Below are 21,662 nucleotides of genomic sequence, written 5' to 3'. Positions count from 1 at the left end.
TGCCCTGGGGATCCAGGTCGTTCATCAACACCCGCTGGCCGACTGTCGCCAGCCCCGCTGCCAGATTCACCGTGGTGGTGGTCTTGCCCACCCCGCCCTTTTGGTTGGCAATGCAGAAAATTTTGGCCATGTGTGCTTTTAGTTTTTGTTCGGAAAGGGGCGCGAGATGCGAGGGGACGGGGGCGGCTTACTTGGAAATCGCCAGCTTGAGGCCGAAGCCGATCAGGAACACACCGGCCAGCTTGTTCAGCACCAGCGTGATTTTCGGGTTGGCGCGTATGCGCTCGGCCAGGTGGTAGGTGATCATCACCGAGGTCAGGCCGTAGAGGAAAGTCAGCCCGGCAATCGTGGCCGCCATCACGGCAAAGGTCTTGATGCCCTGGTGCTGGGCCGGGTCGACGAAGAGCGGGAAGAAAGCCATATAGAAGACGATGGCCTTGGGGTTCAGCAAGGTGATCATCATGGCCTGCTGAAAATAGTGGCGAGGCTTGATGTTCAGTAGCGGCGCATCGCCAGGCTTGGCCAGCAGCATCTTGATGCCCAGCCAGGCCAGGTAAACCGCACCCGCCCACTGGACGATATGGAACGCCGTTGGGTAAGCCGCCATGATGGCCGACACGCCGGCCACCGCCGCCCACAGCAAAACCTGGTCGCCGGCAATCACGCCAAAGGTCGCACCGAGGCCGCCCGCGATGCCGCCCTTGCTGGTCGAGGTGATCAGCGCGAGGTTGCCCGGGCCGGGAATCAGCAGAAACACAATGATCGCGACGACAAAAGCGCCGTAGTCGGCGATGCCGACGAATGAGCCCAACATTGGAGGTTCTCCAGAAAGTAGAGAAAAGTGAGGAACCGAGTTTACGACAGGGGTGTGCCGCCAAAATGCCAAAGCGGCCCGATCAGGCTGATTCGGCATCCACAAGGCATTCTTTTTGTGCCCGAACAACGCCCGGCGCCCCCGCGGGTCGATTTCAGGCGGAACTGGAAATGGCCTTCACCCGCATCCAGACAATGCAGCGCTCGGCATTGAGCCCGGGCACCTGCAGTTGTTCCACGTGAAACACCTCAGCCCCCGCTGGCAAAGCGGCGATTTCGTCGGCCGGGTGCTTGCCCTTCATGGCCATCCAGGCACCCTGCGGCGCCAAGGCATCAACGGACCAGTTCGTGAAATCGGCCAGCGAGGCAAAGGCCCGTGAGCAGATCACCTCAAACGGCGTGGTGATGGCTTCAACCCGGGCATGCAGCCCGGAAAGATTGGGCAGTTTGAGGGCCAGCGCCGCCTGCTTGATAAAAGCGGCTTTTTTGGCCACCGTATCCACACAAGTCACTGCCACCTCAGAGCAGCAGATCGCGATGACCACCCCTGGAAGGCCGGCGCCCGAACCGACATCCAGCAAGCGAGCGCCCTGCTCCAGCCCGGCTTTTTGCAAATGCCGCCGCAGCGGAAGCACTGCGGCCAGGCTGTCCAGCAGATGGTGCGTCATCATTTCCGCCGGGTCGCGCACGGCCGTGAGGTTGTAAACCTTGGTCCATTTGCCGATCAGGTCCTGGTAATCCAGCAGCTGGCCGACCTGCGCATCGCCCAAGTCCAGTTGCAGCGCCTTCAGGCCGGCGCGCAATTCCTGTTCACCGGCCCGCATCAGGCCTGGGCTTTTTCGATGGTAGCGGCGTCCGCGGCCTGCAGCGGAACCGTGTTTTTCCACAGGTTCTTCTTCAGGTGCACCAGCAGCAAAGACACGGTAGCCGGCGTGATGCCGGAGATGCGCGAGGCCAAGCCCAAGGTTTCGGGCCGGTGCTTGGCCAGGGTCTGGCGCGCCTCAAAGCTCAGGGCCGTGACCTGCAGGTAATCCAGGTCGGCGGGCAGCTTGAGGTTTTCGTAGTGGGCGGCACGCTCAACCTCGGTCTTTTGCAGGTCGATATAGCCGGCGTACTTGGCGGTGATTTCGATCTGCTCGATCACGCTTTTGGCCATGTCGTCGCTGGCGGCCGCTTCGGCTGCCAGTTCGGGGTTGGCGTACTTGCCCTCCTCCAGCGACATCAGCCCAGCGTAGTTCACGTCCGGGCGGCGCAGCAGGTCGAGCAGGTTGTACTCGCGCTCAATCGTCTTGCCCAACACGCGCTCGGCTTCGGCCGCCGGCAGGTTGTTGGGGTTAACCCAGATCGCCCGGAGCCGGGCTGTTTCACGTGAAACAGTGTCGCGCTTGCGGTTGAAGGCGTCCCAGCGCGCGTCGTCGACCAGGCCCAGCTGCCTGCCTTTTTCGGTCAGGCGCATGTCGGCGTTGTCCTCGCGCAGCATCAGGCGGAACTCGGCCCGGCTGGTGAACATGCGGTAGGGCTCGGTCACGCCCTTGGTAATCAGGTCGTCGACCAGCACGCCGAGGTAGGCCTCGTTGCGCGCCGGCAGCCAGGCATCTTTGCCCTGGCACTGCAGGGCGGCATTGACGCCGGCAAACAAACCCTGGGCGGCTGCCTCCTCATAACCGGTGGTGCCGTTGATCTGGCCGGCGAAGAACAGGCCGCCTATGGCCCGGGTTTCAAAGCTGGATTTGAGCGCGCGCGGGTCGAAGTAGTCGTACTCGATGGCGTAGCCGGGCCGCAGGATGTGGGCGTTTTCCATGCCAGCCATGGAGCGCACCAGCTCGTACTGGATGTCGAATGGCAGGCTGGTCGAAATGCCGTTGGGGTAGATCTCGTGGGTGGTCAGGCCCTCGGGCTCCAGGAAAATCTGGTGGCTGTCCTTGTCGGCGAAGCGGTTGATCTTGTCTTCCACGCTGGGGCAATAGCGCGGGCCGATGCCGTCTATCTTGCCGGTGAACATGGGGCTGCGATCAAACCCCGAGCGGATGATGTCGTGGGTGCGTTCGTTGGTGTGGGTGATCCAGCAGGACATCTGCTGGGGGTGAGCGATCCCGCCGCCCATAAAGCTGAACACCGGGACTGGGCCCTCGATGCCGCCGGGCATGCCGTCGCCGGGTTGCTCGGTGCACTTGCTGAAGTCGATTGTCCGGCCGTCGATGCGCGGCGGCGTGCCGGTTTTGAGCCGGCCCTGGGGCAGCTTGAGTTCCTTGAGCCGGCTCGACAGCGACACCGCCGGCGGGTCGCCCGCCCTGCCCGCCGAATAGTTGTTAAGCCCGACATGGATCTTGCCGTCGAGAAAAGTCCCGGCCGTCAGCACGACGGTGCGCGAGCGGAACCGGATGCCGACCTGGGTGACGGCGCCCACCACGCGGTCGCCCTCCACCATCAGGTCGTCGACCGCCTGCTGGAACAGCCAGAGGTTGGGCTGGTTCTCCAGCTTGCGGCGGATGGCGGCCTTGTACAGAATGCGGTCGGCCTGCGCCCGGGTGGCGCGCACGGCCGGGCCCTTGGAGCTGTTGAGGATGCGGAACTGGATGCCGCCTTCGTCGGTGGCCAGCGCCATCGCGCCGCCCAGGGCGTCCACTTCCTTGACCAGGTGGCCCTTGCCGATCCCGCCTATCGAGGGGTTGCAGCTCATCTGGCCCAGCGTCTCGATGTTGTGCGACAGCAGCAAAGTCTTGCAGCCCATGCGGGCCGAAGCCAGGGCGGCCTCGGTGCCGGCATGGCCGCCGCCGACCACGATCACGTCAAATTCTTGGGGGTAAAACATATCCAACCTTCAGGTCTCTCGACCGGCTACTAACGCTACTAACTGGTTAACTCTCGATCAATTCCGTGGCCAGGCCCATGCCGCGCGCCACCTGCGCCTGGCGCCTGTCCGCCGTGACGAACAGGTCCACCCGGCTGGCCAGCGCGCTGCCCACATGCAGGGCATCCATGCCGCGCAAGGGGCCGTGCTCCATCGCGGCAAAAGCGAAGCGCTCGACGTGCGCATCCAGCGGCACCAGGGTCATGTCGGCCACATCGCGCTGCGCCGCTGCCCAGGCCCGGTCGAATTCCGGCGCGGGCAGGCTGCCGTCACGCCGGCGACGAAGCAGCGCCGAAGCCACCTCGGTCTTGCAATGCGCGGCCACCAGCAATTCGCTGGCGGCTTCGAACAGCATCAGCACCCGGTCGCGCCCGGCTTCGCTCGCGTAGCGCTTGGTCAGCGCCGACGCGTCGAACATCAGCCGCGCTTCACCGTCGCGCGCCACCACCCGGGTGGCCGTGCCTGCGGCCTGCGCCACATAGGCCGCCTGGGTTTTCTTCACCATGGCGATTCATTCCGTTCATCGAGCACAGCCTGCGACAGCGAAACACCGGGCGGCAGAACCACGGGTTCAAACGGCGTTTTCCAGCTGGGCACCTTGGCGGCGTCATCTTCGGCCTTCAGGGGAACCAGCTCGGCCACCGGCTTGCCGTGCCGGAGTATGCGGACGGTCTCGCCCTGCTCCACCAGGTCGATCATGGCGGAAGCGTTGGCGCGAAACTCGCTCAGAGCAATCGTGTGCATTTTGTACAAATCCTCGGGTTTTGTACATTTTAGCGGGGTTCATCCAGGCTGCAAGCCGGCGGCAGCGCTTTACCCCGCGCCCTGTGGTGAAATCACCCCATGACCGCCCCCCAAAAACTCCTCATCTTCGCCGGCAGCACACGCCAGAACTCCTACAACCGCAAGCTGGCCCATGTCGCGGCCGCGCTGGCGCGCGCCGGCGGCGCCGAAGTCACCCACATCGAGCTGGCCGACTTCGACATCCCCATGTACAACGCCGACCTGGAAGCCAAGGGCACGCCGGCCGATGTCATGAAGCTCAAGCAGGTCATGTACGAGCACCCGGCCTGGATCATCTGCTCGCCCGAATACAACGGCAGCTACACCGCGCTGCTCAAGAACACCATCGACTGGGTGTCCAGCCCCGTCAAGAGCGACCCGGCCTGGCACGAAGGCTTCAAGTCCTTCACCGGCAAAGTGGTGGGCGTGCTCAGCGCCTCGCCCGGCGCGCTGGGCGGTCTGCGATCGCAAAGCCACCTGGTGCCGCTGCTGCTCAATGCGCAGTGCTGGGTCGCGCCCACGGCTTTTGCCCTGGGCCGCGCCGCCGATGCGTTTGACGTCGACGGAAAAATGGGCAACGAAGCACACGTGAAGAACGTGCAGGCCGTGATCGACCAGGTGCTGTTTGCCAGCGCCCGGCTCGCGGCCTAGGCCTCAACGCTTTTCACGCAGCGCCATCCAGCAGGCGCAAGCCCACCATGCCGGCCACCACCAGCGCCACGCAGGCCAGGCGCAGCGGCGAGGCGCTCTCGCCCATCCAGAGGATGCCGATCAGCGTCACGCCGACCGAGCCGATGCCGGTCCAGATCGCATAGGCCGTGCCCACCGGCAAGGTTTTGACGGCATGCGTCAGAAAGAAAATGCTGGCGCCCGCCGCCGTGACGCCCAGCACGCTGGGCCAGAGCCGGGTCCAGCCCTGCGAGGATTTGAGGAGCAGAGCCATCGCGATTTCGACAATGCTTGCGGCGAGAAGGTAAAACCAGGCCATCAGGAGTCTTTCTTGGGTGAATAAGTGCAGAAGAGGTGAAGAGCCGCCAGCTTAGGTTTACGATCACCCAGAGGCAAGTACGCACCTTTTGGTAACCATGACAATTCCCGCCGACACCACCGCCGACCTCCCAACTGTGTTTAGCCAGGCCTGCCCTTCGCGCCAGGCGCTGGAACTGGTCGCCAGCAAATGGGCGCTGCTCATCATTCCAGCGCTGGCCGAAGGCGCGGTGCGCAACAACGAGTTGATGCGCAAGATAGAAGGCATCTCGCAAAAGATGCTGACGCAGACGCTCAAGGAACTGGTGCGCAACGGCCTGGTGCTGCGCTTTGACCGCCAGAGCGTGCCGCCGCATGTGGAATACCAGCTCAGCACCCTGGGCCAGTCGCTCAGCGAAACGCTGATCCCGCTGGACAATTGGGCCGAGCGCAACCACCAGAAGCTGAAGACCGCGCGCGAACGTTTTGACGCGTCTTTTAATTAGTGGGCTGGCAGGGTTAGCCTCATTAGCGCAACCACGTAGCAAGCCCCCGCCCATACGGTCCTATATTGGACGCCACGACAACGATCACGGAGACATGACATGAACCACTCGAACACGCGCCGCGGCGCCTTGCAATTGGGCCTCAAGGCCGGCGGCGCACTGGCCGCGGCCTCGGCCTTTCCCGGGCTGCTGCATGCGCAGGCCGGCTGGCCCAGCAAACCGATACGCCTGCTCGTGCCCTTCGCGCCCGGCGGCAGCTCGGAAATCGTGGCGCGCTCGGCCGCCAACGAACTGACCAAAAGCCTGGGCCAGACCGTGTTCGTCGAGAACAAGCCAGGCGCCAGCGGCAACATCGCGATGCAGGAATGCGCGGCCTCCACCGACGGCCACACCATCATCCTGGGCCACATCGGCACCATGGCGGTCAACCCCTTCATCTTCGACAAGCTGCCCTTCGACACCAACAAGGACTTCAAGCCCATCTCGCTGCTGGCCAAGGTGCCCAGCCTGTATGTCGTCAACGCCAACGTGCCGGCCCACAACCTCAAGGAGTTCGTCGCGCTGGCCAAGTCCAAACCGGGCCAGCTCAACTACGGCTCGGCCGGCAACGGCAGCGCCGGCCACCTGGCCTTTGAGTACCTGAAGGTCGCCACCAACATCTTCGTGCTGCACGTGCCCTACCGCGGCACCGGCCCGCAGCTCACCGACCTGCTGGCCGGCCGGCTCGAAGCCGCCAGCGTGGGCGCGCCCGCCATCCTGGCGCACATCAAGTCCGGCAAGCTGCGCTGCATCGCCACCGGCACCAAGGAGCGCCTGCCGCAACTGCCCGACGTGCCCACCGTGGCCGAAAGCGGCTACCCGGGTTTTGAAATGACGCAGTGGTACGGCCTCAACGCGCCCGCCAACATGCCGCAAGCCGCCATCGACAAGATCGCCGAAGCCTGCAACAAGGCCATGCGCAACCCGCAGGCCACCGAACGCCTGCGCGGCGACACCGCCCAGCCCGTGGGCGACACGCCCGCGCAGTACGGCGCCTTCATCAAGACCGAGCAGGCACGCTGGAAAGAAGTGGTGGCGCGCGCGAAGATCAAGCCGGACTGAGCGCCCCATGAACTGCCGCCCCGGTTGCGGCGCCTGCTGCATCGCGCCGTCCATCAGCTCCGCCATTCCCGGCATGCCCCAGGGCAAGCCGGCCGGCGTGCGCTGCGTGCAGCTGGGCGACGCCAACCAGTGCCTGATCTTCGGCCGGCCCGAGCGGCCAGCATGTTGTTCCGGACTACAGCCTTCCGTGGAAATGTGCGGGACATCACGCGAACTGGCCATTCAATGGCTGGATGACCTGGAGCGTTCCACGTCTACAACGTCGGCTGCGTCCCTCACAGACTGACGGCCTGAGGCCATCGCAGTGCAGCCCCGAGGGGCCGCAAGCTCCCTGGGTCGGCCCGGCACCCATCGCGTTCTACCCGTTTCGATAGCACCTACGGTAGCCGGCTACCGTAATCGCGGCCTGCACCAGCCGTAATTTTCCGACTGGGCTGCGGCCTGGTTCCATCGCACACTGACGTCACAGCTTCTTGTGTGTGGACGGACTCCGCGTACCCAATATCCCCATCCAGGCTGGCTTCCATTTCCATCCATTGACAAAGGACACTCGCCATGAAGAGGTTACTTGCATTTGTATACGGCTTGACGGCCTATGCCGTTTCCGTCGGCACAACCTTATACGCCGTCGGTTTCATTGGCAACATTCTGGTCCCCAAGACCATGGATTCCGCACCGCATACACACTGGACGCAGGCACTGTTGGCCAACGTCTTGTTGATCGGCGTATTTGCGCTGCAGCACAGCGTCATGGCCAGGCCCGCATTCAAAAAGGCCTGGACGCGGATTGTTCCTGAACCCGTGGAGCGCAGCACCTATGTCCTGGCCTCAAGCCTGGCCCTGATTCTGCTGTTCTGGCTGTGGCAGCCCATGGGCGGCGTTGTCTGGAACGTGCAAGACACCAACGGCAGAACACTGCTCTACATCCTGTATGCGCTGGGATGGCTGACCGTGTTTGGCAGCACCTATGCCATCAACCATTGGGACTTGTTTGGCCTGCGGCAGGTTTACTGCTACTTGCGCGGCGAGTCCTACCAAACCATCCCGTTTGCATCACCAGGCCCTTACCGGTACGTACGTCACCCCATCTACCTGGGTTGGTTGCTGACTTTCTGGGTGACGCCCACCATGACGATCGCGCATCTGGTGTTTGCTGTTGCCACCACGCTGTATATCCTGATCGCGATCCGGTTCGAAGAACGCGACCTGATCGACTATTTCGGTGACACCTACCGGCAGTATCGCAAGCGCGTGGCGATGATCATTCCATTTCCCGGAAAGACGCTTCGCTAAGGCCAAGGCGTCAACATGGCCGCTTGTGAACATGCCCTGGACATGCTTTCAAGCACAGGATATCCGCCCCATTGAAGCGAGGCGGACTCCGGGCCAGATGTCGTTGGACTGCGCCCTGGTCGCCTTTTACAATCGGGGCGATGCACCGGGAACGACAACAGCAGATTCGTTTTTGCACCAGCGCAGACGGCACGCGACTGGCCGTTGCGACGCTCGGGGAAGGCGCGCCCCTGGTCAAGGCGGCCACCTGGCTGACCCATGTCGAGAAGGACCCGAGCAACCTGTTCACCCGGCACTGGGTGTCCGAGTTGAGCCGCGGCAATACCCTCATCCGCTACGACTCCCGCGGCTGCGGCTTGTCGGAACGGCAGGTCGACCGCATTTCCATGGAAGCCTGGATCGAGGATCTGGAGGCCGTGGCCGCCACCCTGGCCATAGACCGCTTTCCCCTGTTTGGCATGTCCCAGGGCGCGGCCATCGCCGTCAACTACGCGGCGCGCCACCCGGACAGGGTCAGCCACCTGGTGCTCTATGGCGCTTGCGCTCGCGGCCTGTTGAAACGCGATCCCCCGGCCAAGGTCATCGACGCGGCGCTGGCCATGCTCAAGGCGGCAGAACTGGGCTGGGGTTCCAACAGTTCGTCGTTCAGGCAAGTGTTCATTTCCCAGTTGCTGCATGATGCAACGGCGGAACAGCAACGCGCGGTCGACGAAGCGCAGCGGCTGACGATCTCCGGCGCGAACGCCGTGCGTTTCCTCAAGGAGGTCTTCGACATCGACTTGCGCGAATCGGCGCCCAAGGTGCGCTGCCCAACGCTGGTGTTCCACGCCAAAGACGACCCGTGTTTTCCCTTCGAGGAGGGCCGCCTGCTCGCATCGCTGATCCCGAACGCGCGCTTTATACCGCTGGAGAGCAAAAACCACCTGCCGTTCGAGACCGAGGCCGCCTGGCCCGTGTTTCTGTCCGAATTTCGGGCCTTCCTGCCCGGGGCCGGCGCCGAATCCGCACCACGAGATGCGAACGCGCCAACAACCAGCAAGCCGCTGCTGACACCGCGGCAAATCGAGATCCTGCGCGAGGTTGGGCAGGGCCAGACCGACAAGCAGATTGCGCGCAAGCTCGCCTTAAGTCCGCGCACCGTTGAAATGCATGTCGCGAACGCACTGCTGGCCCTGAAGTGCCGCACGCGCGCCGAGGCGGTGAGGCGCGCAACAGAACTCGCGTTGATCACCTCGGCCCCCGGGTGACCTTGCCGTGTGCGGGCAGCTCATGCCTGCGGCGGAGATGTGCGGCGCCGATGCGGGCGCCGCGATGCTGTGGCTGGGCCAGCTCGAACGCGACACGCGGCCCGCCGTGGCCTAACGCGCCACGTTGCCCAGTGCTTCGAGCCGCGCCGCCGACAGGATCTCGATGCGCCGGTAGCGCAGCGCGATGGCGCCCTGCGCCACCATGGCCTTGAGCTCCACCGACAACGTCTGCCGGCTGATGCCCAGCATCATGGCCAGCGCCTCCTGCGACACCGGCACCACCGGCCGCGCCGTCAGTGCCAGCGTGGCGTCGCCGCGCGCCAGCAACAGCAGGCGCCGCGCCACGCGCGCGCGGGTCGAGCGCAGCGCCGCGTCTTCCAGCATGCCGTAGAGCGAGCGCACGCGCGCGGCCAGCAGGCCGGCGATGGCCCCCGCAAAGGGCGCGCCTTGCATCAGCGCGGCAAAGGCCGGCTGCGGCACCACCAGCACTTCCACCGCCGACAGCGCCGTCGCATCGTGGGTGCGCGGCTCGCCGTCCATCAGCGAGATCTCGCCTATCCAGTTGCCGGCTTCCAGCACCACCAGGATGGCCTCGCGCCCGTCCTCGCGCAAGGAAGAAATCTTGAGCAGCCCGCCCAGCAAGCCGTAGAAACCGCCAGGCGCATCGCCCTGGCGGAACAGCATCTCCCCGGGCCGCAGGCGCAACACTTCGGCGGAGTCGAGCAAGGCCTCCCGGTCCGCCAGCGGCAGGGCGCCGAACCAGGGATTGGCCGACATGCGGTCCATGGGGCTGGGCGGGGAAAGTGTCGCGGGAACGATAGGCATGCGGCCAATTGTCAAATTTTTGACAGTTCGCCGTCAAGCACGGACGTATCGTGCAACAGACCCCTACAAACAACGGAGACAAACTCATGCACATCCCATCCCTGAAAGAAGTCGTCAGCGCCGAAGAATGGCAATTGCGCTGCGACCTCGCCGCCTGCTACCGCCTCGCCGCGCTGTACGGCTGGAGCGACCTGGTCTTCACCCACATCAGCGCCAAGCTGCCCGAGTCCGTCTCGGGCGCCGGTAACCACCACTTCCTGATCAACCCCTACGGCCTGATGTTCGACGAGATCACGGCCTCCAGCCTGGTCAAGATCGACGGCCAGTGCAACAAGGTGATTGACTCGCCCTTCCCGGTGAACCCCGCGGGCTTTGTGATCCACAGCGCGGTGCACGAGGCGCGCGCCGATGCCGGCTGCGTGCTGCACACCCACACGCGCGCCGGCGTGGCCGTCAGCGCCCAGCAATGCGGCGTGCTGCCCATCAGCCAGCAATCCACCTTTGTGCTGGCCTCGCTGGCCTATCACGGCTACGAGGGCGTGGCCTTTCGCGACGACGAAAAACCGCGCCTGCAGGCCGACCTGGGACAAGCCAACTTCCTGATGCTGCGCAACCACGGCCTGCTGGTCGTCGGCAAAACGATTGCCGACGCCTTCCTCAGCATGTACACCTTCGAGAACACCTGCCGCATCCAGCTCGATGCGCAGGCAGGCGGTGCGCTGACCGAAGTCAACCCGCTCATCGTCAAGGGCGTGGCCGAGGCCATGCGCGTGCAGACCGGCGGTATGGGCGGGGCTTTTGTCTGGCCCTCGCTGATCCGCAAGCTCGACAAGCTCGATGAAAGCTACAAGTCATGAGCGGCTCGCCCCTCGTCGCGCAACTGCTGATCGTCGCGCTCGCGCTGGTCATGCTGGGCCTGGGCCTGACCCTGAAGGTCGAGGACTTCACCCGACTGCTCAAATACCCCAAGGCGGTGATCGTGGCACTGGTGCTGCAGGTCCTCGTGCTGCCGGTGGCCTGCTACGCCATCATCGTGCTGCTCAATGTGCCGCCGCTGTTTGCCGTGGGGCTGATGCTGCTGGCGGCCTCGCCGGGCGGCATCTCGGCCAACCTGTTCAGCCACCTGTTCGGCGGCAATGTGGCGATGAACATCTCGCTGACCGCCATCAACACCCTGCTGTCCATCGTCACCATGCCGCTGATCGCCAACTGGGCCATCAACACTTTCGCCAGGACCGGCCAGGTCGTGCCGCTGCAGTTCGGCAAGGTGGTGGAAGTCATCGTCATCGTGCTGGTGCCGGTGGCCGTCGGCATGTGGCTGCGCACCGTCAAGCCGGGCTGGGCCGCGCGCAGCGAGAATCCGACCAAGATCTTCAGCATCGTGGTGCTGGTCGTCGTGGCGGTGGGTGCGGTCGTCAAGGAGTGGCAGGCGCTCAGCGGCGGCTTCGCGGCCATCGGCCCGGCCGTGCTGTCCTTCAACCTCGTGAGTTTGCTGGCGGGTTACTACGTGGCGCGGGCGACCGGGCTGGACAAGCCCATCTCCACCGCCATCAGCTATGAAATCGGCATCCACAACGCGACGCTGGCCATCTTCATCGCGCTGGCCGTGCTGAACAACGTCCAGCTGGCGCTGCCTGCGGCGATTTATTCCTTCAGCATGTACGTCACGGCCACGCTGTTCGGGTTGCTGGTGCTCAAGCGCCGCGGTGCGCCCGGGGTTGCGGCGGGGCAGGCCCCGCAGGCGCGCTAGCCTGCGACAACAGACAGCGCCGGTGCGGGCACGTCGCCCGCACCTTCCGGGAGCAGGTCTCCCTCGGTGATGGTCAGCTCCTTGCGCAGCATCTGCACGCCGCCAAAAATCGTGGCGAAAGCCACGTCCTTGGCGTCGCGGCCGGTGCCCACGCGCACGAGGCGGTCTATGGGCGCCATGCGCGTCGGGTCAAAGATCACCCAGCGGCCGTCCAGCCAGGCTTCAAACACCGCATGGAAGTCCTGGGGCGGCTCCTCGAAATACACATAGCCCACCACCAGCCGCGCCGGAATGTTCAGCGCCCGGCACATCGTGATGCCAAGGTGCGCGAAGTCACGGCAGACGCCCGCGCGCTGCACAAACACCTCTTGCGCGGTGGTCGTGGAATTGCTGAAGCCCGGCAGATAACCGATCGAGTCGTGGATCCAGCTTTCGATGGCGCGCACCCGGCTTATGCCGGGCGGCAGATGGCCGAACAGCTGCTGCGCCGCGCGGCTCATCACGTCGGATTCGCAATACCGGCTGGGCATCAGGTAGCGCAGCACCTCGTCCGGCACGGCCGTCACCGGCGTTTCGTCCAGGTGCAGTGGCACCGGCGCCGGATGCAGTTCCATACGCGCGTGGTAATTGACCGACAGCACCCCCTTGGGCGCGTCCAGCCGGATAAAACGGTTCCCGCTGCGTTCGTCGGAAAAATTACGCACCTTCATGCTGGGGGTAATGGTCAACCGCTCCTCCACCGCATGATGGCCTTCGTGAAAAGCCGTCTCGATGTGAAACAGGAAATGCGATGGTGCGCTGACTTCATACTCCAGCAGCAAATCGATCAGGGTGGTGTGCATAAAAACGGAGCGTGGTGAAAAGGACCCAGGCGGGCAAATAAGGACAAGGGCGCAACCGCCCCTCTCAGAGGCGGGTACGGTGGCTGACGTCCCGGTTCGGCGCGGGCGCAAACCAGTTCTGGCAGGTCACAAAAACAATGCGCGCGGCGCGCTCCAGCACGTCGGCCGAAGGCTGGGCGGGCCGGCGCGCGCGAAGGCGGTTGACCAGCAGGAATTCAGCGATGCTGGCCTGGAAGCCGAGCTTGCGCTTGGCGATGGGCAGGGGCAAATCCGGCGACGGCACCGTGGCGCGCGTGCCCGACCACGGCTGGAACAGCCGCTGCCGGAAGCGCGACACCATGGTCGGCGGCGTAATGCTCGCAATGGCTGGATTCCCGCGGGGCGTCATTTACTTCAAGGCCTTTCGCGCCGCGCCTACGCCCAGGGCGGCCAGGATCAGGAACACGACCGCCAGGATCAGGAACAGGCCGAACAGGATTTTGGCAATACCGGCTGCGCCCGCCGCCACGCCGCCGAAGCCGAGGGCGCCGGCAATCAGTGAAATCAGCGCAAAAATAATCGCGTACTTGAGCATCTTGGCCTCCTGTGGAAGGTTGGGGCCCGGCCTCTTGCGTCTATGCGCACCCATCGGGACCGGGGTCTGCGCACTACGACGGAACCATAAAACGGAAGCGTCGCGGTGATGCCCCATGCTAAAAGTACGCCGGCCGGCCACCCATCAGCAGCGCCCGCTTGCCGCTGTAGGACAAGGGCGCAGCCCCTGCCGCCCGCTATGGTTTTCCTAGCGCCGCAGCGTTATCCCGCCGCGCCTGGAAAAGCTCACTTGCCAAACAGGCCGCGAATGCTGTTGCCGATCTTCTCGCCGACGCCGGCGCCGGCCCCTGTGCCCACGCCGGGCATCAGCACCGTGCCTATGGCCGCGCCCAGCAGGGCCGAGCGCGACAGCGTGACTTCGGGCTTGTCCAGCGTGCCGCCCACCACCAGCGGCACGCCCACCGCGCCACCCAGGGCGCTGCCCAGCTTGCTGTCGCCCGCCAGGTTCACGCTCACGCGGCCGCTCAGCGCCTTGGCCGGCGAGATGGCAACCTCGCCCGTCGCGCTGAGCGCACCCGAACTCGCCACCAGGTTGCTCAGTTGCGCCGCCTTGCCATGCGTGCTGACCTGCCCCGCCAGCGTGTCCAGCTGCGTCTGGCCGCCGCGGCTCAGGCCTATGGTCTTGACCGCCTTGGCCAGGTCCAGGCCGTTGAGCACCGCGTTGCGCACGGTGAAGGTGGTCTGGCTTTGCAGTGCCTCAACCAGCGCGCCCGTGGTCGCGGCCCGCGCATTCAGTGTCGTGGTCGCCTCCAGCCGGCCCGTCAGGGATTTGCTGGGCGCGGTCAATGCCGAAACCTCGACACCCTGCGTCTGCAGCTTGCCCTGCAGCTGCAGCTCCTCGCGTGCCGAAGCCCCCACGGGCACCTTCTTCAGGGCCAGCCGGCCTTCCACCTTGCCGCCGCCCACGTCCACGCGCAGCGCCCATTCATCGCCCGCGGCGCCGGCCTGGGCCTCGTCACGCTTGAGGCTGGCCTCCAGCCCCTGCAGATTGCCCTGGACCAGCTTGAGCGACACCATGTCGGGCAGGCCGTCGTCGCCCAGCGTGGCTTCGGCATTTACCGTGGTGCGCGCGCCCGTGGCATTGACCCAGGTCACCTCGTCCAGCACCGTGCGGCGCGGCAGCCAGTCGGTGGACGCCTGCGCGGCCTGCGCGGCTTGTTCGGCCGGTGCCCCTTGCGCCGGGGCGGCCGCGGGCTGGGCTTTTTTCTTTTGCAGCAGCAGCAAGACCGCGTCTATGCCCTGCTGCGGCAGCACGGCCTTGCGCACCAGCAGGGTGGACACCGCCAGCCGGCCCTTGAGCAACGGCTGCCACTGCGGCCGCACCTCCACGCGGCCCAGCGTCAGGGGCGGCTTGCTCTGCACCGAAATGCCGCTGAGCGCCACCGCCGGCAGCGGCCATACGTCCACGGCGACCCGGTCCAGCGCCACCGGCACGCCCAGCGCGGCCGAGGCCTCGCGCTCCACGCGCTGGCGGAAATCGTCGGTACTGACCCAGCGGTGCAGCGTGAACGCCACCGCCGCCAGCAACACCATCAAACCCAGGGCCAGGAACACCAGCCATTTGAAAACTTTTGCCATGCGGCTATTGTGGCGGGGCACGGCGATCCGCGTCCCGGCCTACAGCAAAAATCGCCGGTTGCGGCTAGCATCAGGGGCTGTACGGCATTTCCCCACAACACAAAGGACGCACCATGAAGCTTTATTACTCCCCCGGCGCCTGTTCCCTCTCCCCGCACATCACGCTGCATGAGTCGGGCCTGAAATTCGAGCACGTGGCGGCGCCCACCAAGACCCACCAGCTGGAAGACGGCACCGACTACTACACCATCAACCCGCTGGGTTACGTTCCCCTGCTTGAACTCGACGACGGCACGCGCATCGCCGAAGGCCCGGCCATCGTGCAATACATCGCCGACCAGGTGCCCGAGAAAAAACTCGCCCCCGCCAACGGCACGCTGGAGCGCTACAAGATGCAATCGTGGCTGACCTTCATCGGCACCGAGCTGCACAAGGGCTTCAGCCCGCTGTTCAACGCCGCCACGCCGGCCGAGTACAAGACCATCGTCGTCGACAAGCTGATGTCGCGCCTGAAGTGGGTGGACGGGCAGCTTGCCGGCAAGCAATACCTGATGGGCGATGCTTTCAGCGTGGCCGATCCTTACCTCTTCACTGTTACCAACTGGGCGCCGCGCGTCGGGGTGGATATTTCGGGGTTTGCCAACCTGGCTGCGTTTCGCGAACGCGTCGCGGCTCGGCCTGCTGTGCAGGCGGCCATGAAGCATGAGGGCTTGCTTAAATAAACGTTGATGGTGGGTTGGGTTCCGGGGCCGGGGTCGCCCGGCATGCGACTCACTTTTTTGCTTCGCCAAAAAAGTAAGCAAAAAAGGCGACCCTGGTTGCTGCGTCCCCTGCGCTTCGCTCCGGGGCAACCTGCGGTGCTCGGTCCAGACGGGGTCAAAAACAACTCGCTTCGCTCAAACAAGTTTTTGCCCTTATCCGTCTGGCCCTGCGCTCCTCGGCGCATCCACAAGGGGTGGGGATAGAAATTCCAAACAGCCAAAAACCAATACCTTGCGGCCGTCCAATAGCACGAAATCAGCAACCCGTGTTGGGCAGGCCAATCGAATCAGGGCCAGACTGGCCCTTTTTAAATTCACAACCTCATTCCCGACTTCAGGACCTTTCCATGCCTACCCTCTTCGACACCAACAAAGCCGGCGACCTTGAGCTGGCCAACCGCATCGTCATGGCGCCGCTCACGCGCAACCGCTCGCCCAACGCCATCCCGCCCGACATCGCGCAAACCTATTACGCCCAGCGCGCCAGCGCCGGCCTGCTGATCACCGAAGCCACCGCCATCAGCCACCAGGGCCAGGGCTATTCGGACGTGCCGGGCCTGTACGGCAGCGAGCAGCTCGACAGCTGGAAAAAAGTCACCCACGCCGTGCATGAAAAAGGCGGCAAGATCGTCGTGCAGCTGTGGCACGTGGGCCGCGTCTCGCACACCAAACTGCAGCCCGAGGGCGGCAAGCCGGTCGCGCCTTCGGCCATCACCGCCAAAACCAAGACGGTGCTGATTGAGGACGGCGTGCCGACCTTTGTTGAAACCTCCGAACCCCGCGCGCTGGACGCCGGCGAAATCCCGGGCATCGTCCACACCTTCGCCGCCGCCGCGCGCAACGCGGTCGAAACCGCCGGTTTTGACGGCGTGGAAATCCACGGCGCCAACGGCTACCTGCTGGACCAGTTCCTGAAAGACGGCAGCAACAAGCGCACCGACGACTACGGCGGCAGCATTGAAAACCGCGCCCGCCTGCTGCTGGAAGTCACCCGCGCCGTGGCGGACGCGGTCGGCGGCGGCAAAACCGGCATACGCCTGTCACCCGTCACCCCGGCCAACGACGTGAACGACAGCCAGCCGCAAGCGCTGTTTGAATACGTGGTCAAGCATCTCGCCAGCCTGAACCTCGCCTACATCCACATCATCGAAGGCGCCACCGGCGGCCCGCGTGAAATCGAAGACCGCCCGTTCGACTACAAGGCGCTGAAGGCCGCCTACCGTGCAGCCGGCGGCAAGGGCGCCTGGATGGTCAACAACGGCTACGACCAGGAACTGGCTGAAAAAGCCGTCGCCGACGGCGCCGACCTGGTCGCCTTCGGCAAGCCCTACATCGCCAACCCCGACCTGGTGGAGCGGCTGCGCGCCAAGGCGCCGCTCAACACGCCCGACAAAAACACCTTCTACGGCGGCCGCGAAAAAGGCTATACCGACTACCCGGCGCTGACGGCGTAATCACGGCCGGCGTTCACCGCAAAAAGGGCTGCAGGGATTTTCCCCGCAGCCCTTTTTCTTTTTACCGCCGCCCATTCATCGCTGGAGCAACAAACCCTTTGCGGCGGCGACCGGTTCGCCGCGTTTAATCGCTTCGTCACAATCGGCCTTCACCATCGGCACTTTGTTACAAAAAGTGCCCGATGAAGACAACACACCGCTTCCGCCTGCTGCCCGTCGCCGTGGCCTTGCAAGCCCTCTTCGCGATTCCGGCGCACGCCCAGTTCACCGTCAACCCCGGCGTCACCAACAACACCGGCCAGACCCTCACGGGCGCGGCCGGCACCGTGCAAAGCGGTGGAACCTTGTCGGTCGGCGGCGCGACCAACACCATCACCGTCAACGCCGGCACCTCGTCGATCACCAACTCCGGCACCATCAGCCAGACCGGCACCGGCCGCACGATAGACGCGAACACCGGCACGCCCAACCTCACCATCACCAACAACATCGGCGGCGTGATCACCGCCGTGGGCGGGGAAGTGATTCGGCTGAACCGCCCCGCCGGCAGCTACATCATCAACAACCAGGGCACCATCTGGCAGACCAGCACGACGCCGGGCGGCAGCCGCGCCATCAAGGCCGACGCGGCCTACACGTCGACCAACAACCAGATCATCAACGGCTCGGCTGGCAACACCGGCGCCATCATCCGATCCGACGCCAACGACGCGATACGCCTGGGCAACAACTTCACGCTGACCAACTACGGCAGCATTTTTTCGACCGGCGTGGTCAACACCAGCTGCCCGAACTACCTCAAGACGCCCGTCAACCTGTGCGTCGCCGACCTCTCGGCGGCCGACGGCGTGGCGATTGAAAACGCCCGCTCCAACGTCGTCATCCTCAACTACGGCACGATCACCGGCCCGCGCCACGGCATCGACGGCGGCGACCCGGTCGCCACCGCGGCCGACGCCAACCTGACAGGCGTGGACCGCCTGATCGTCACCTCCACCGGCCCCAACGGCGTGACCTTCGACAAGGTCGTCGGCGGCGTCACCACCTCGGGCATCAAGATCGTCAACCCGGTCGTCATCAACTACGCCGGCGGCGTGCTCACCGGCAACAACGGCTCGGGCGTGGGCCTGGACGGCCACGGCGTGGTCATCAACTACGGCACCATCACCGGCAAGTACGCCGGCGCCGGCAAGGTGTTCGACCATGAAGGCCTGGGCCGCACCACCAGCAACGGCGACGGCGACGGCGTGGACATCGACGGCATCGCCTACGTTGAAAACTACGGCCGCATCGAAGGCCTGGGCGCGGGCGGCTTCGACTCGGGCGGCAACCCCAACGGCGCGGACGGCATCGCCGCCGGCGGCGGCACCATCATCAACCACGCCGGCGCGACGATCTTCGGCCAGTCCAAGGGCATCCTGGTCGACGACGGCGCCGCCGGCACGGCGATCGCGGCCGGGCGCGGCACCGCCACGGCCAACGGCGGCGCCGTGAAGATCTCCAACGAAGGCACGATCACCGCCGAGAAGGGCGTCGCCATCGGCCTGGTCGGCAACTTCAACGACAGTCTCACCAATTTTGCGACCGGCGTGATCACCGGCGGCAAGGACGCGGTCCGCGTCGACCTCGCCGCCGGCACCGCGCCGGCGGCCGCCGTCCAGATGGGCGCCGGCGACGACACCCTGACCAACTACGGCCGGATTGAAGGCAAGAACGGCCTGGCCATCGACATGGGCGCCGGCAACGACACGGTCGCGCTGTTCAACGGCGGCAGCACCGGCGTCATCGTCGGCACGGTCGACGGCGGCAGCGGCACCGACACGCTGGAAACCGGCGGCACCCAGTCCTTTGCGCCCGGCGCCGTCACCGGCTTTGAAAACTTCGTCGTCCGCAACGGCAGCACCACCTTCACCTACGGCCTGGGCCCGGTCGCCGGCGTGCAGGTCGACAGCGGCGCGACCCTGCAGGTCAACGGCGCCCTGTCCCTGTCCGGCAACTTCACAGTGAACGGCACCTTCAAGGCCGCGACCGACACGGCGCCGCGCAGCATCGCGGTCGGCGGCAATTTCACACAAGGCGCAAGCGGCGTGCTGGAAGCCGGCATAGGCGGCGGCAACGTTTCCGACAAGATCAGCGTCACCGGCAGCGCCACCCTGGCCAACGGCGCGACCATCCGCCCCGTCCCGCGCGGTTATGTGGCCGGCGGCGCCTACACCCTGGTTTCCGCCGCCGGCGGCCTGAACGCCACGCCCGCCGGCCTGGTGGTGGCCAACACCGCGCTCGTCAACTACACGCTGTCCCGGTCGGGCAACGACCTGGTGCTGACCGCGCAGCGCGCCACCACGCTGGGCGCCCTCACGCCGGCCAGCCTGGGAAGCATGGGCGCCGCGCTGGAAGCGCTGGGCCAAAGCGGCGGCGCCAACAGCCTGTTCGCCGCGCTGGAAACCCTGCCCACGACGCAGGCCGTCAGCGATGCGCTGGCGCAGATCGCACCCGACACCGCGCGCGGCGCCCAGCAGGCTTCGCAACTCGCGACCGGCACCATCTTCTCCTCGCTGGAAAGCCGCATGGACGCCGGCCGCGACGGCGCGCTGGCCCAGGGCCAGACCGGCCTGGCCGCCGGCGGCGACGCCAGCCGCCGCATGTGGCTGCAGGGCACGGGCGGGCAAGGCCGCCAGGACGCGCGCAACGGCGGCCCCGGCTACAAGCTGCACGCCTACGGCCTGGCCACCGGCCTGGAGGTCGACCGCTCGGCCAATGAACTCATGGGCATGTCGCTGGCCTATACCGAGGCCGGCACCGACGGCAAAGATACCGCGCAGGGCGACCAGGTGCGCGTCAAGGCCTTCAACCTGGGCGGCTACTTCAGCCAGAACCGCGCGGACATGACGCTCGATGCATCCGTGCTGCTGGGCTACAACAACTACAAGAGCGAACGCCAGGTGGCCTTCCCCGGCTTCTCCGAAATCGCCAGGGGCGACTACAAGGGCTGGCAGGCCGGCGGCCGTGTGGAAGTGGGTTTCCCCTTCACCCTCGGCGCATCGTGGTCGGGCCGCTGGCTGGTCGGCGGCCGCGCCGGCTACCTCGCCACCGACGGCTACACCGAAACCGGCAGCGTCGCCGCGCAGCGCGTGGATTCCAACAGCGCCAGCAGCCTGCAGTCGGTGCTCGGCACCGAGCTCACGCAAGCGCTGTCCGGCACCAGTTCGCTGCAGCTGCGCGCGCGCTACCTGCATGAGTTCGCCAACACGCCGGACATCAAGGCTTCATTCGTCGCCGGCGGCCCGGGCTTTATCGCCGGCGGCGTGCAGCCGGGCCGCGATTCGCTGCAGCTCGGCGTGGGCTACCGCAGCGTCAGCGCGCAGGGCGTGACCTTCACGCTGCGCTATGACGCCGAAGTGAGGTCCGGTTACCTGGGCCACCAGCTGTCGGCGCGCGCCATGTGGGCTTTCTGAAGCGCCTCACGGTTTTCCTGGCCGCTCTCGCCGTGGTGGCGGGGCTTGGCGGCTGCGCCACCGCCAGCCCCGAAGCGCGCCGGCAATCCGCACTGGCCCTGGCCGCGCCCTCGGGCTGGCAGGCCGGAGCGCTGGCGGCCGGCGACTTCCGCCTGCTGGCGCTGCACCCCGCGCCACAGCAGACTCCCGAACTTGCCGTCTTTATCGAAGGCGACGGCCTGGCCTGGCTGGATCCTCGCACGCCGTCCGCCGACCCGACGCCTGTCGACCCCGTCGCTTTGCGCCTGGCGTTGGCTGAGCGCCATCGCCCCAGCGTTTACCTGGCCCGGCCTTGCCAGTTCGACGCGCCATTAACGCCCGGCAACTGCCGCGCGGCCCACTGGACGCAGGCGCGTTTCTCGCCGGAGATCATCGCCGCCATGGACCAGGGCCTGTCGCAGCTCAAGGCCATGTTCGGCGCCCAGCGGCTGGTGCTGGTCGGCTATTCCGGCGGCGGCACGGTTGCGGCCTTGCTGGCCGCACGGCGCAAAGACGTGTCCCTGCTCATCACCGTGGCCGCCGTGCTGGACCACCAGGCCTGGACACGCGCACAAGGCATTTCGCCGCTGCGGGGCTCGCTCAACCCTGCCGATGAATGGTCGGCGCTGCGCGGCCTGCGGCAAATCCATTTTGTCGGCGCGCAAGACAAGCTGGCCGGCCGCATGGCTGTGCAGCCCTTTTTAGACCGCTTTGCACCGGCTGAAAGGCCCCGGCTCGTCGAGGTCCCGGCGTTCACCCATGCCTGTTGCTGGGCCGAGGCATGGAAGCGGCTCTCGCCTCCCTGAGCCCGTCAGCGCGCGCGCG

The 21,662-nt window shown here is 65.7% G+C and carries 24 protein-coding genes; 12 read left to right on the top strand and 12 right to left on the bottom strand.

Annotation, left to right across the window (positions count from 1 at the left end):
* The 6 genes from ACLV74_RS21795 to ACLV74_RS21770 form a co-directional block, all read right to left on the bottom strand.
* On the bottom strand, nucleotides 1-130 hold a 130-nt coding region (locus tag ACLV74_RS21795; protein ID WP_411881513.1), incomplete at its 3' end, for a ParA family protein.
* 57 nt (nucleotides 131-187) lie between these two features.
* A complete protein-coding gene (locus ACLV74_RS21790) occupies nucleotides 188-814 on the bottom strand; it encodes a LysE family transporter (protein ID WP_411881511.1) in 627 nt (208 codons plus the stop codon).
* A 154-nt stretch (nucleotides 815-968) separates the two neighbouring features.
* Nucleotides 969-1,637: a 16S rRNA (guanine(527)-N(7))-methyltransferase RsmG gene (gene rsmG / locus ACLV74_RS21785; RefSeq protein ID WP_411881510.1), complete on the bottom strand. Its 669-nt coding sequence runs from the start codon at nucleotides 1,635-1,637 to the stop codon at nucleotides 969-971.
* On the bottom strand, nucleotides 1,637-3,625 hold the full coding sequence (gene mnmG, locus ACLV74_RS21780) for a tRNA uridine-5-carboxymethylaminomethyl(34) synthesis enzyme MnmG (RefSeq protein ID WP_411881509.1): 1,989 nt from the start codon (nucleotides 3,623-3,625) through the stop codon (nucleotides 1,637-1,639). Before mnmG ends, rsmG begins: the two co-directional genes overlap by 1 nt.
* A 46-nt stretch (nucleotides 3,626-3,671) precedes the next feature.
* Entirely contained in the window at nucleotides 3,672-4,169 is a 498-nt protein-coding gene (locus ACLV74_RS21775; protein ID WP_411881508.1) for a type II toxin-antitoxin system VapC family toxin, read from the bottom strand.
* Nucleotides 4,163-4,408, bottom strand: a complete 246-nt coding sequence (locus ACLV74_RS21770) for a type II toxin-antitoxin system Phd/YefM family antitoxin (RefSeq protein WP_411881507.1) — start codon at nucleotides 4,406-4,408, stop codon at nucleotides 4,163-4,165. The genes ACLV74_RS21775 and ACLV74_RS21770 overlap by 7 nt, the downstream gene beginning before the upstream one ends.
* A 99-nt stretch (nucleotides 4,409-4,507) precedes the next feature.
* On the opposite strand from ACLV74_RS21770, the gene ACLV74_RS21765 reads away from it, so the two are divergent.
* Nucleotides 4,508-5,098, top strand: coding sequence for an NADPH-dependent FMN reductase (locus ACLV74_RS21765; RefSeq protein ID WP_411881506.1), 591 nt, complete (start codon nucleotides 4,508-4,510; stop codon nucleotides 5,096-5,098).
* Between the two features lie 13 nt (nucleotides 5,099-5,111).
* On the opposite strand, the gene ACLV74_RS21760 is transcribed toward ACLV74_RS21765, so the two are convergent.
* A complete protein-coding gene (locus tag ACLV74_RS21760; protein WP_411881505.1) occupies nucleotides 5,112-5,435 on the bottom strand; it encodes a DMT family transporter in 324 nt (107 codons plus the stop codon).
* Between the two features lie 97 nt (nucleotides 5,436-5,532).
* Between ACLV74_RS21760 and ACLV74_RS21755 the strand changes: the two genes are divergently transcribed.
* The 5 genes from ACLV74_RS21755 to ACLV74_RS21735 all read left to right on the top strand — a co-directional run bounded on the left by ACLV74_RS21755 (nucleotide 5,533) and on the right by ACLV74_RS21735 (nucleotide 9,560).
* Nucleotides 5,533-5,919: a winged helix-turn-helix transcriptional regulator gene (locus ACLV74_RS21755; protein ID WP_411881504.1), complete on the top strand. Its 387-nt coding sequence runs from the start codon at nucleotides 5,533-5,535 to the stop codon at nucleotides 5,917-5,919.
* A gap of 99 nt (nucleotides 5,920-6,018) precedes the next feature.
* On the top strand, nucleotides 6,019-7,020 hold the full coding sequence (locus tag ACLV74_RS21750; RefSeq protein WP_411881503.1) for a Bug family tripartite tricarboxylate transporter substrate binding protein: 1,002 nt from the start codon (nucleotides 6,019-6,021) through the stop codon (nucleotides 7,018-7,020).
* A 7-nt stretch (nucleotides 7,021-7,027) separates the two neighbouring features.
* Entirely contained in the window at nucleotides 7,028-7,306 is a 279-nt protein-coding gene (locus ACLV74_RS21745; RefSeq protein ID WP_411881502.1) for a YkgJ family cysteine cluster protein, read from the top strand.
* A gap of 269 nt (nucleotides 7,307-7,575) precedes the next feature.
* Nucleotides 7,576-8,313, top strand: coding sequence for a methanethiol S-methyltransferase (gene mddA / locus ACLV74_RS21740; protein ID WP_411881501.1), 738 nt, complete (start codon nucleotides 7,576-7,578; stop codon nucleotides 8,311-8,313).
* A 140-nt stretch (nucleotides 8,314-8,453) separates the two neighbouring features.
* Nucleotides 8,454-9,560, top strand: a complete 1,107-nt coding sequence (locus ACLV74_RS21735) for an alpha/beta fold hydrolase (protein WP_411881500.1) — start codon at nucleotides 8,454-8,456, stop codon at nucleotides 9,558-9,560.
* 111 nt (nucleotides 9,561-9,671) lie between these two features.
* On the opposite strand, the gene ACLV74_RS21730 is transcribed toward ACLV74_RS21735, so the two are convergent.
* On the bottom strand, nucleotides 9,672-10,385 hold the full coding sequence (locus ACLV74_RS21730; RefSeq protein WP_411881499.1) for a Crp/Fnr family transcriptional regulator: 714 nt from the start codon (nucleotides 10,383-10,385) through the stop codon (nucleotides 9,672-9,674).
* Nucleotides 10,386-10,471: 86 nt separating this feature from the next.
* Here ACLV74_RS21730 and ACLV74_RS21725 point away from each other — a divergent pair, with 86 nt between their 5' ends.
* Together ACLV74_RS21725 and ACLV74_RS21720 are read left to right on the top strand one after the other, a co-directional pair.
* Entirely contained in the window at nucleotides 10,472-11,242 is a 771-nt protein-coding gene (locus ACLV74_RS21725) for a class II aldolase/adducin family protein (protein WP_411881498.1), read from the top strand.
* On the top strand, nucleotides 11,239-12,135 hold the full coding sequence (locus tag ACLV74_RS21720; RefSeq protein ID WP_411881497.1) for a bile acid:sodium symporter family protein: 897 nt from the start codon (nucleotides 11,239-11,241) through the stop codon (nucleotides 12,133-12,135). The genes ACLV74_RS21725 and ACLV74_RS21720 overlap by 4 nt, the downstream gene beginning before the upstream one ends.
* Here ACLV74_RS21720 and ACLV74_RS21715 read toward each other — a convergent pair.
* The 4 genes from ACLV74_RS21715 to ACLV74_RS21700 form a co-directional block, all read right to left on the bottom strand.
* The gene (locus ACLV74_RS21715; RefSeq protein ID WP_411881496.1) at nucleotides 12,132-12,977 is read right to left on the bottom strand and encodes a transglutaminase-like domain-containing protein; all 846 of its coding nucleotides are present in this window, start codon (nucleotides 12,975-12,977) and stop codon (nucleotides 12,132-12,134) included. The two genes, ACLV74_RS21720 and ACLV74_RS21715, sit on opposite strands and share 4 nt — an antisense overlap.
* 64 nt (nucleotides 12,978-13,041) lie before the next feature.
* Entirely contained in the window at nucleotides 13,042-13,365 is a 324-nt protein-coding gene (locus ACLV74_RS21710) for a hypothetical protein (protein ID WP_411881495.1), read from the bottom strand.
* A complete protein-coding gene (locus ACLV74_RS21705; RefSeq protein ID WP_411881494.1) occupies nucleotides 13,366-13,551 on the bottom strand; it encodes a DUF1328 family protein in 186 nt (61 codons plus the stop codon).
* 245 nt (nucleotides 13,552-13,796) lie between these two features.
* Nucleotides 13,797-15,149, bottom strand: coding sequence for an AsmA family protein (locus tag ACLV74_RS21700; RefSeq protein ID WP_411881493.1), 1,353 nt, complete (start codon nucleotides 15,147-15,149; stop codon nucleotides 13,797-13,799).
* Nucleotides 15,150-15,262: 113 nt separating this feature from the next.
* Here ACLV74_RS21700 and gstA point away from each other — a divergent pair, with 113 nt between their 5' ends.
* From gstA to ACLV74_RS21680, 4 genes are all read left to right on the top strand, one after another.
* Nucleotides 15,263-15,871, top strand: a complete 609-nt coding sequence (gstA, locus tag ACLV74_RS21695; protein ID WP_411881492.1) for a glutathione transferase GstA — start codon at nucleotides 15,263-15,265, stop codon at nucleotides 15,869-15,871.
* A 386-nt stretch (nucleotides 15,872-16,257) separates the two neighbouring features.
* Complete coding sequence (locus ACLV74_RS21690; RefSeq protein WP_411881491.1) at nucleotides 16,258-17,364, top strand: alkene reductase; 1,107 nt, start codon at nucleotides 16,258-16,260, stop codon at nucleotides 17,362-17,364.
* 182 nt (nucleotides 17,365-17,546) lie between these two features.
* The gene (locus tag ACLV74_RS21685; RefSeq protein WP_411881490.1) at nucleotides 17,547-20,819 is read left to right on the top strand and encodes an autotransporter domain-containing protein; all 3,273 of its coding nucleotides are present in this window, start codon (nucleotides 17,547-17,549) and stop codon (nucleotides 20,817-20,819) included.
* The gene (locus ACLV74_RS21680) at nucleotides 20,807-21,643 is read left to right on the top strand and encodes an alpha/beta fold hydrolase (protein ID WP_411881489.1); all 837 of its coding nucleotides are present in this window, start codon (nucleotides 20,807-20,809) and stop codon (nucleotides 21,641-21,643) included. The genes ACLV74_RS21685 and ACLV74_RS21680 overlap by 13 nt, the downstream gene beginning before the upstream one ends.
* The last annotated feature ends 19 nt before the right edge of the window (nucleotides 21,644-21,662 follow it).

Source organism: Polaromonas sp. YR568 (assembly GCF_943369415.1).
Lineage (GTDB): Bacteria > Pseudomonadota > Gammaproteobacteria > Burkholderiales > Burkholderiaceae_C > Polaromonas.
The sequence above is the reverse complement of the archived record's forward strand: the minus strand, read 5'-3'. Positions and strand labels throughout refer to the sequence as shown.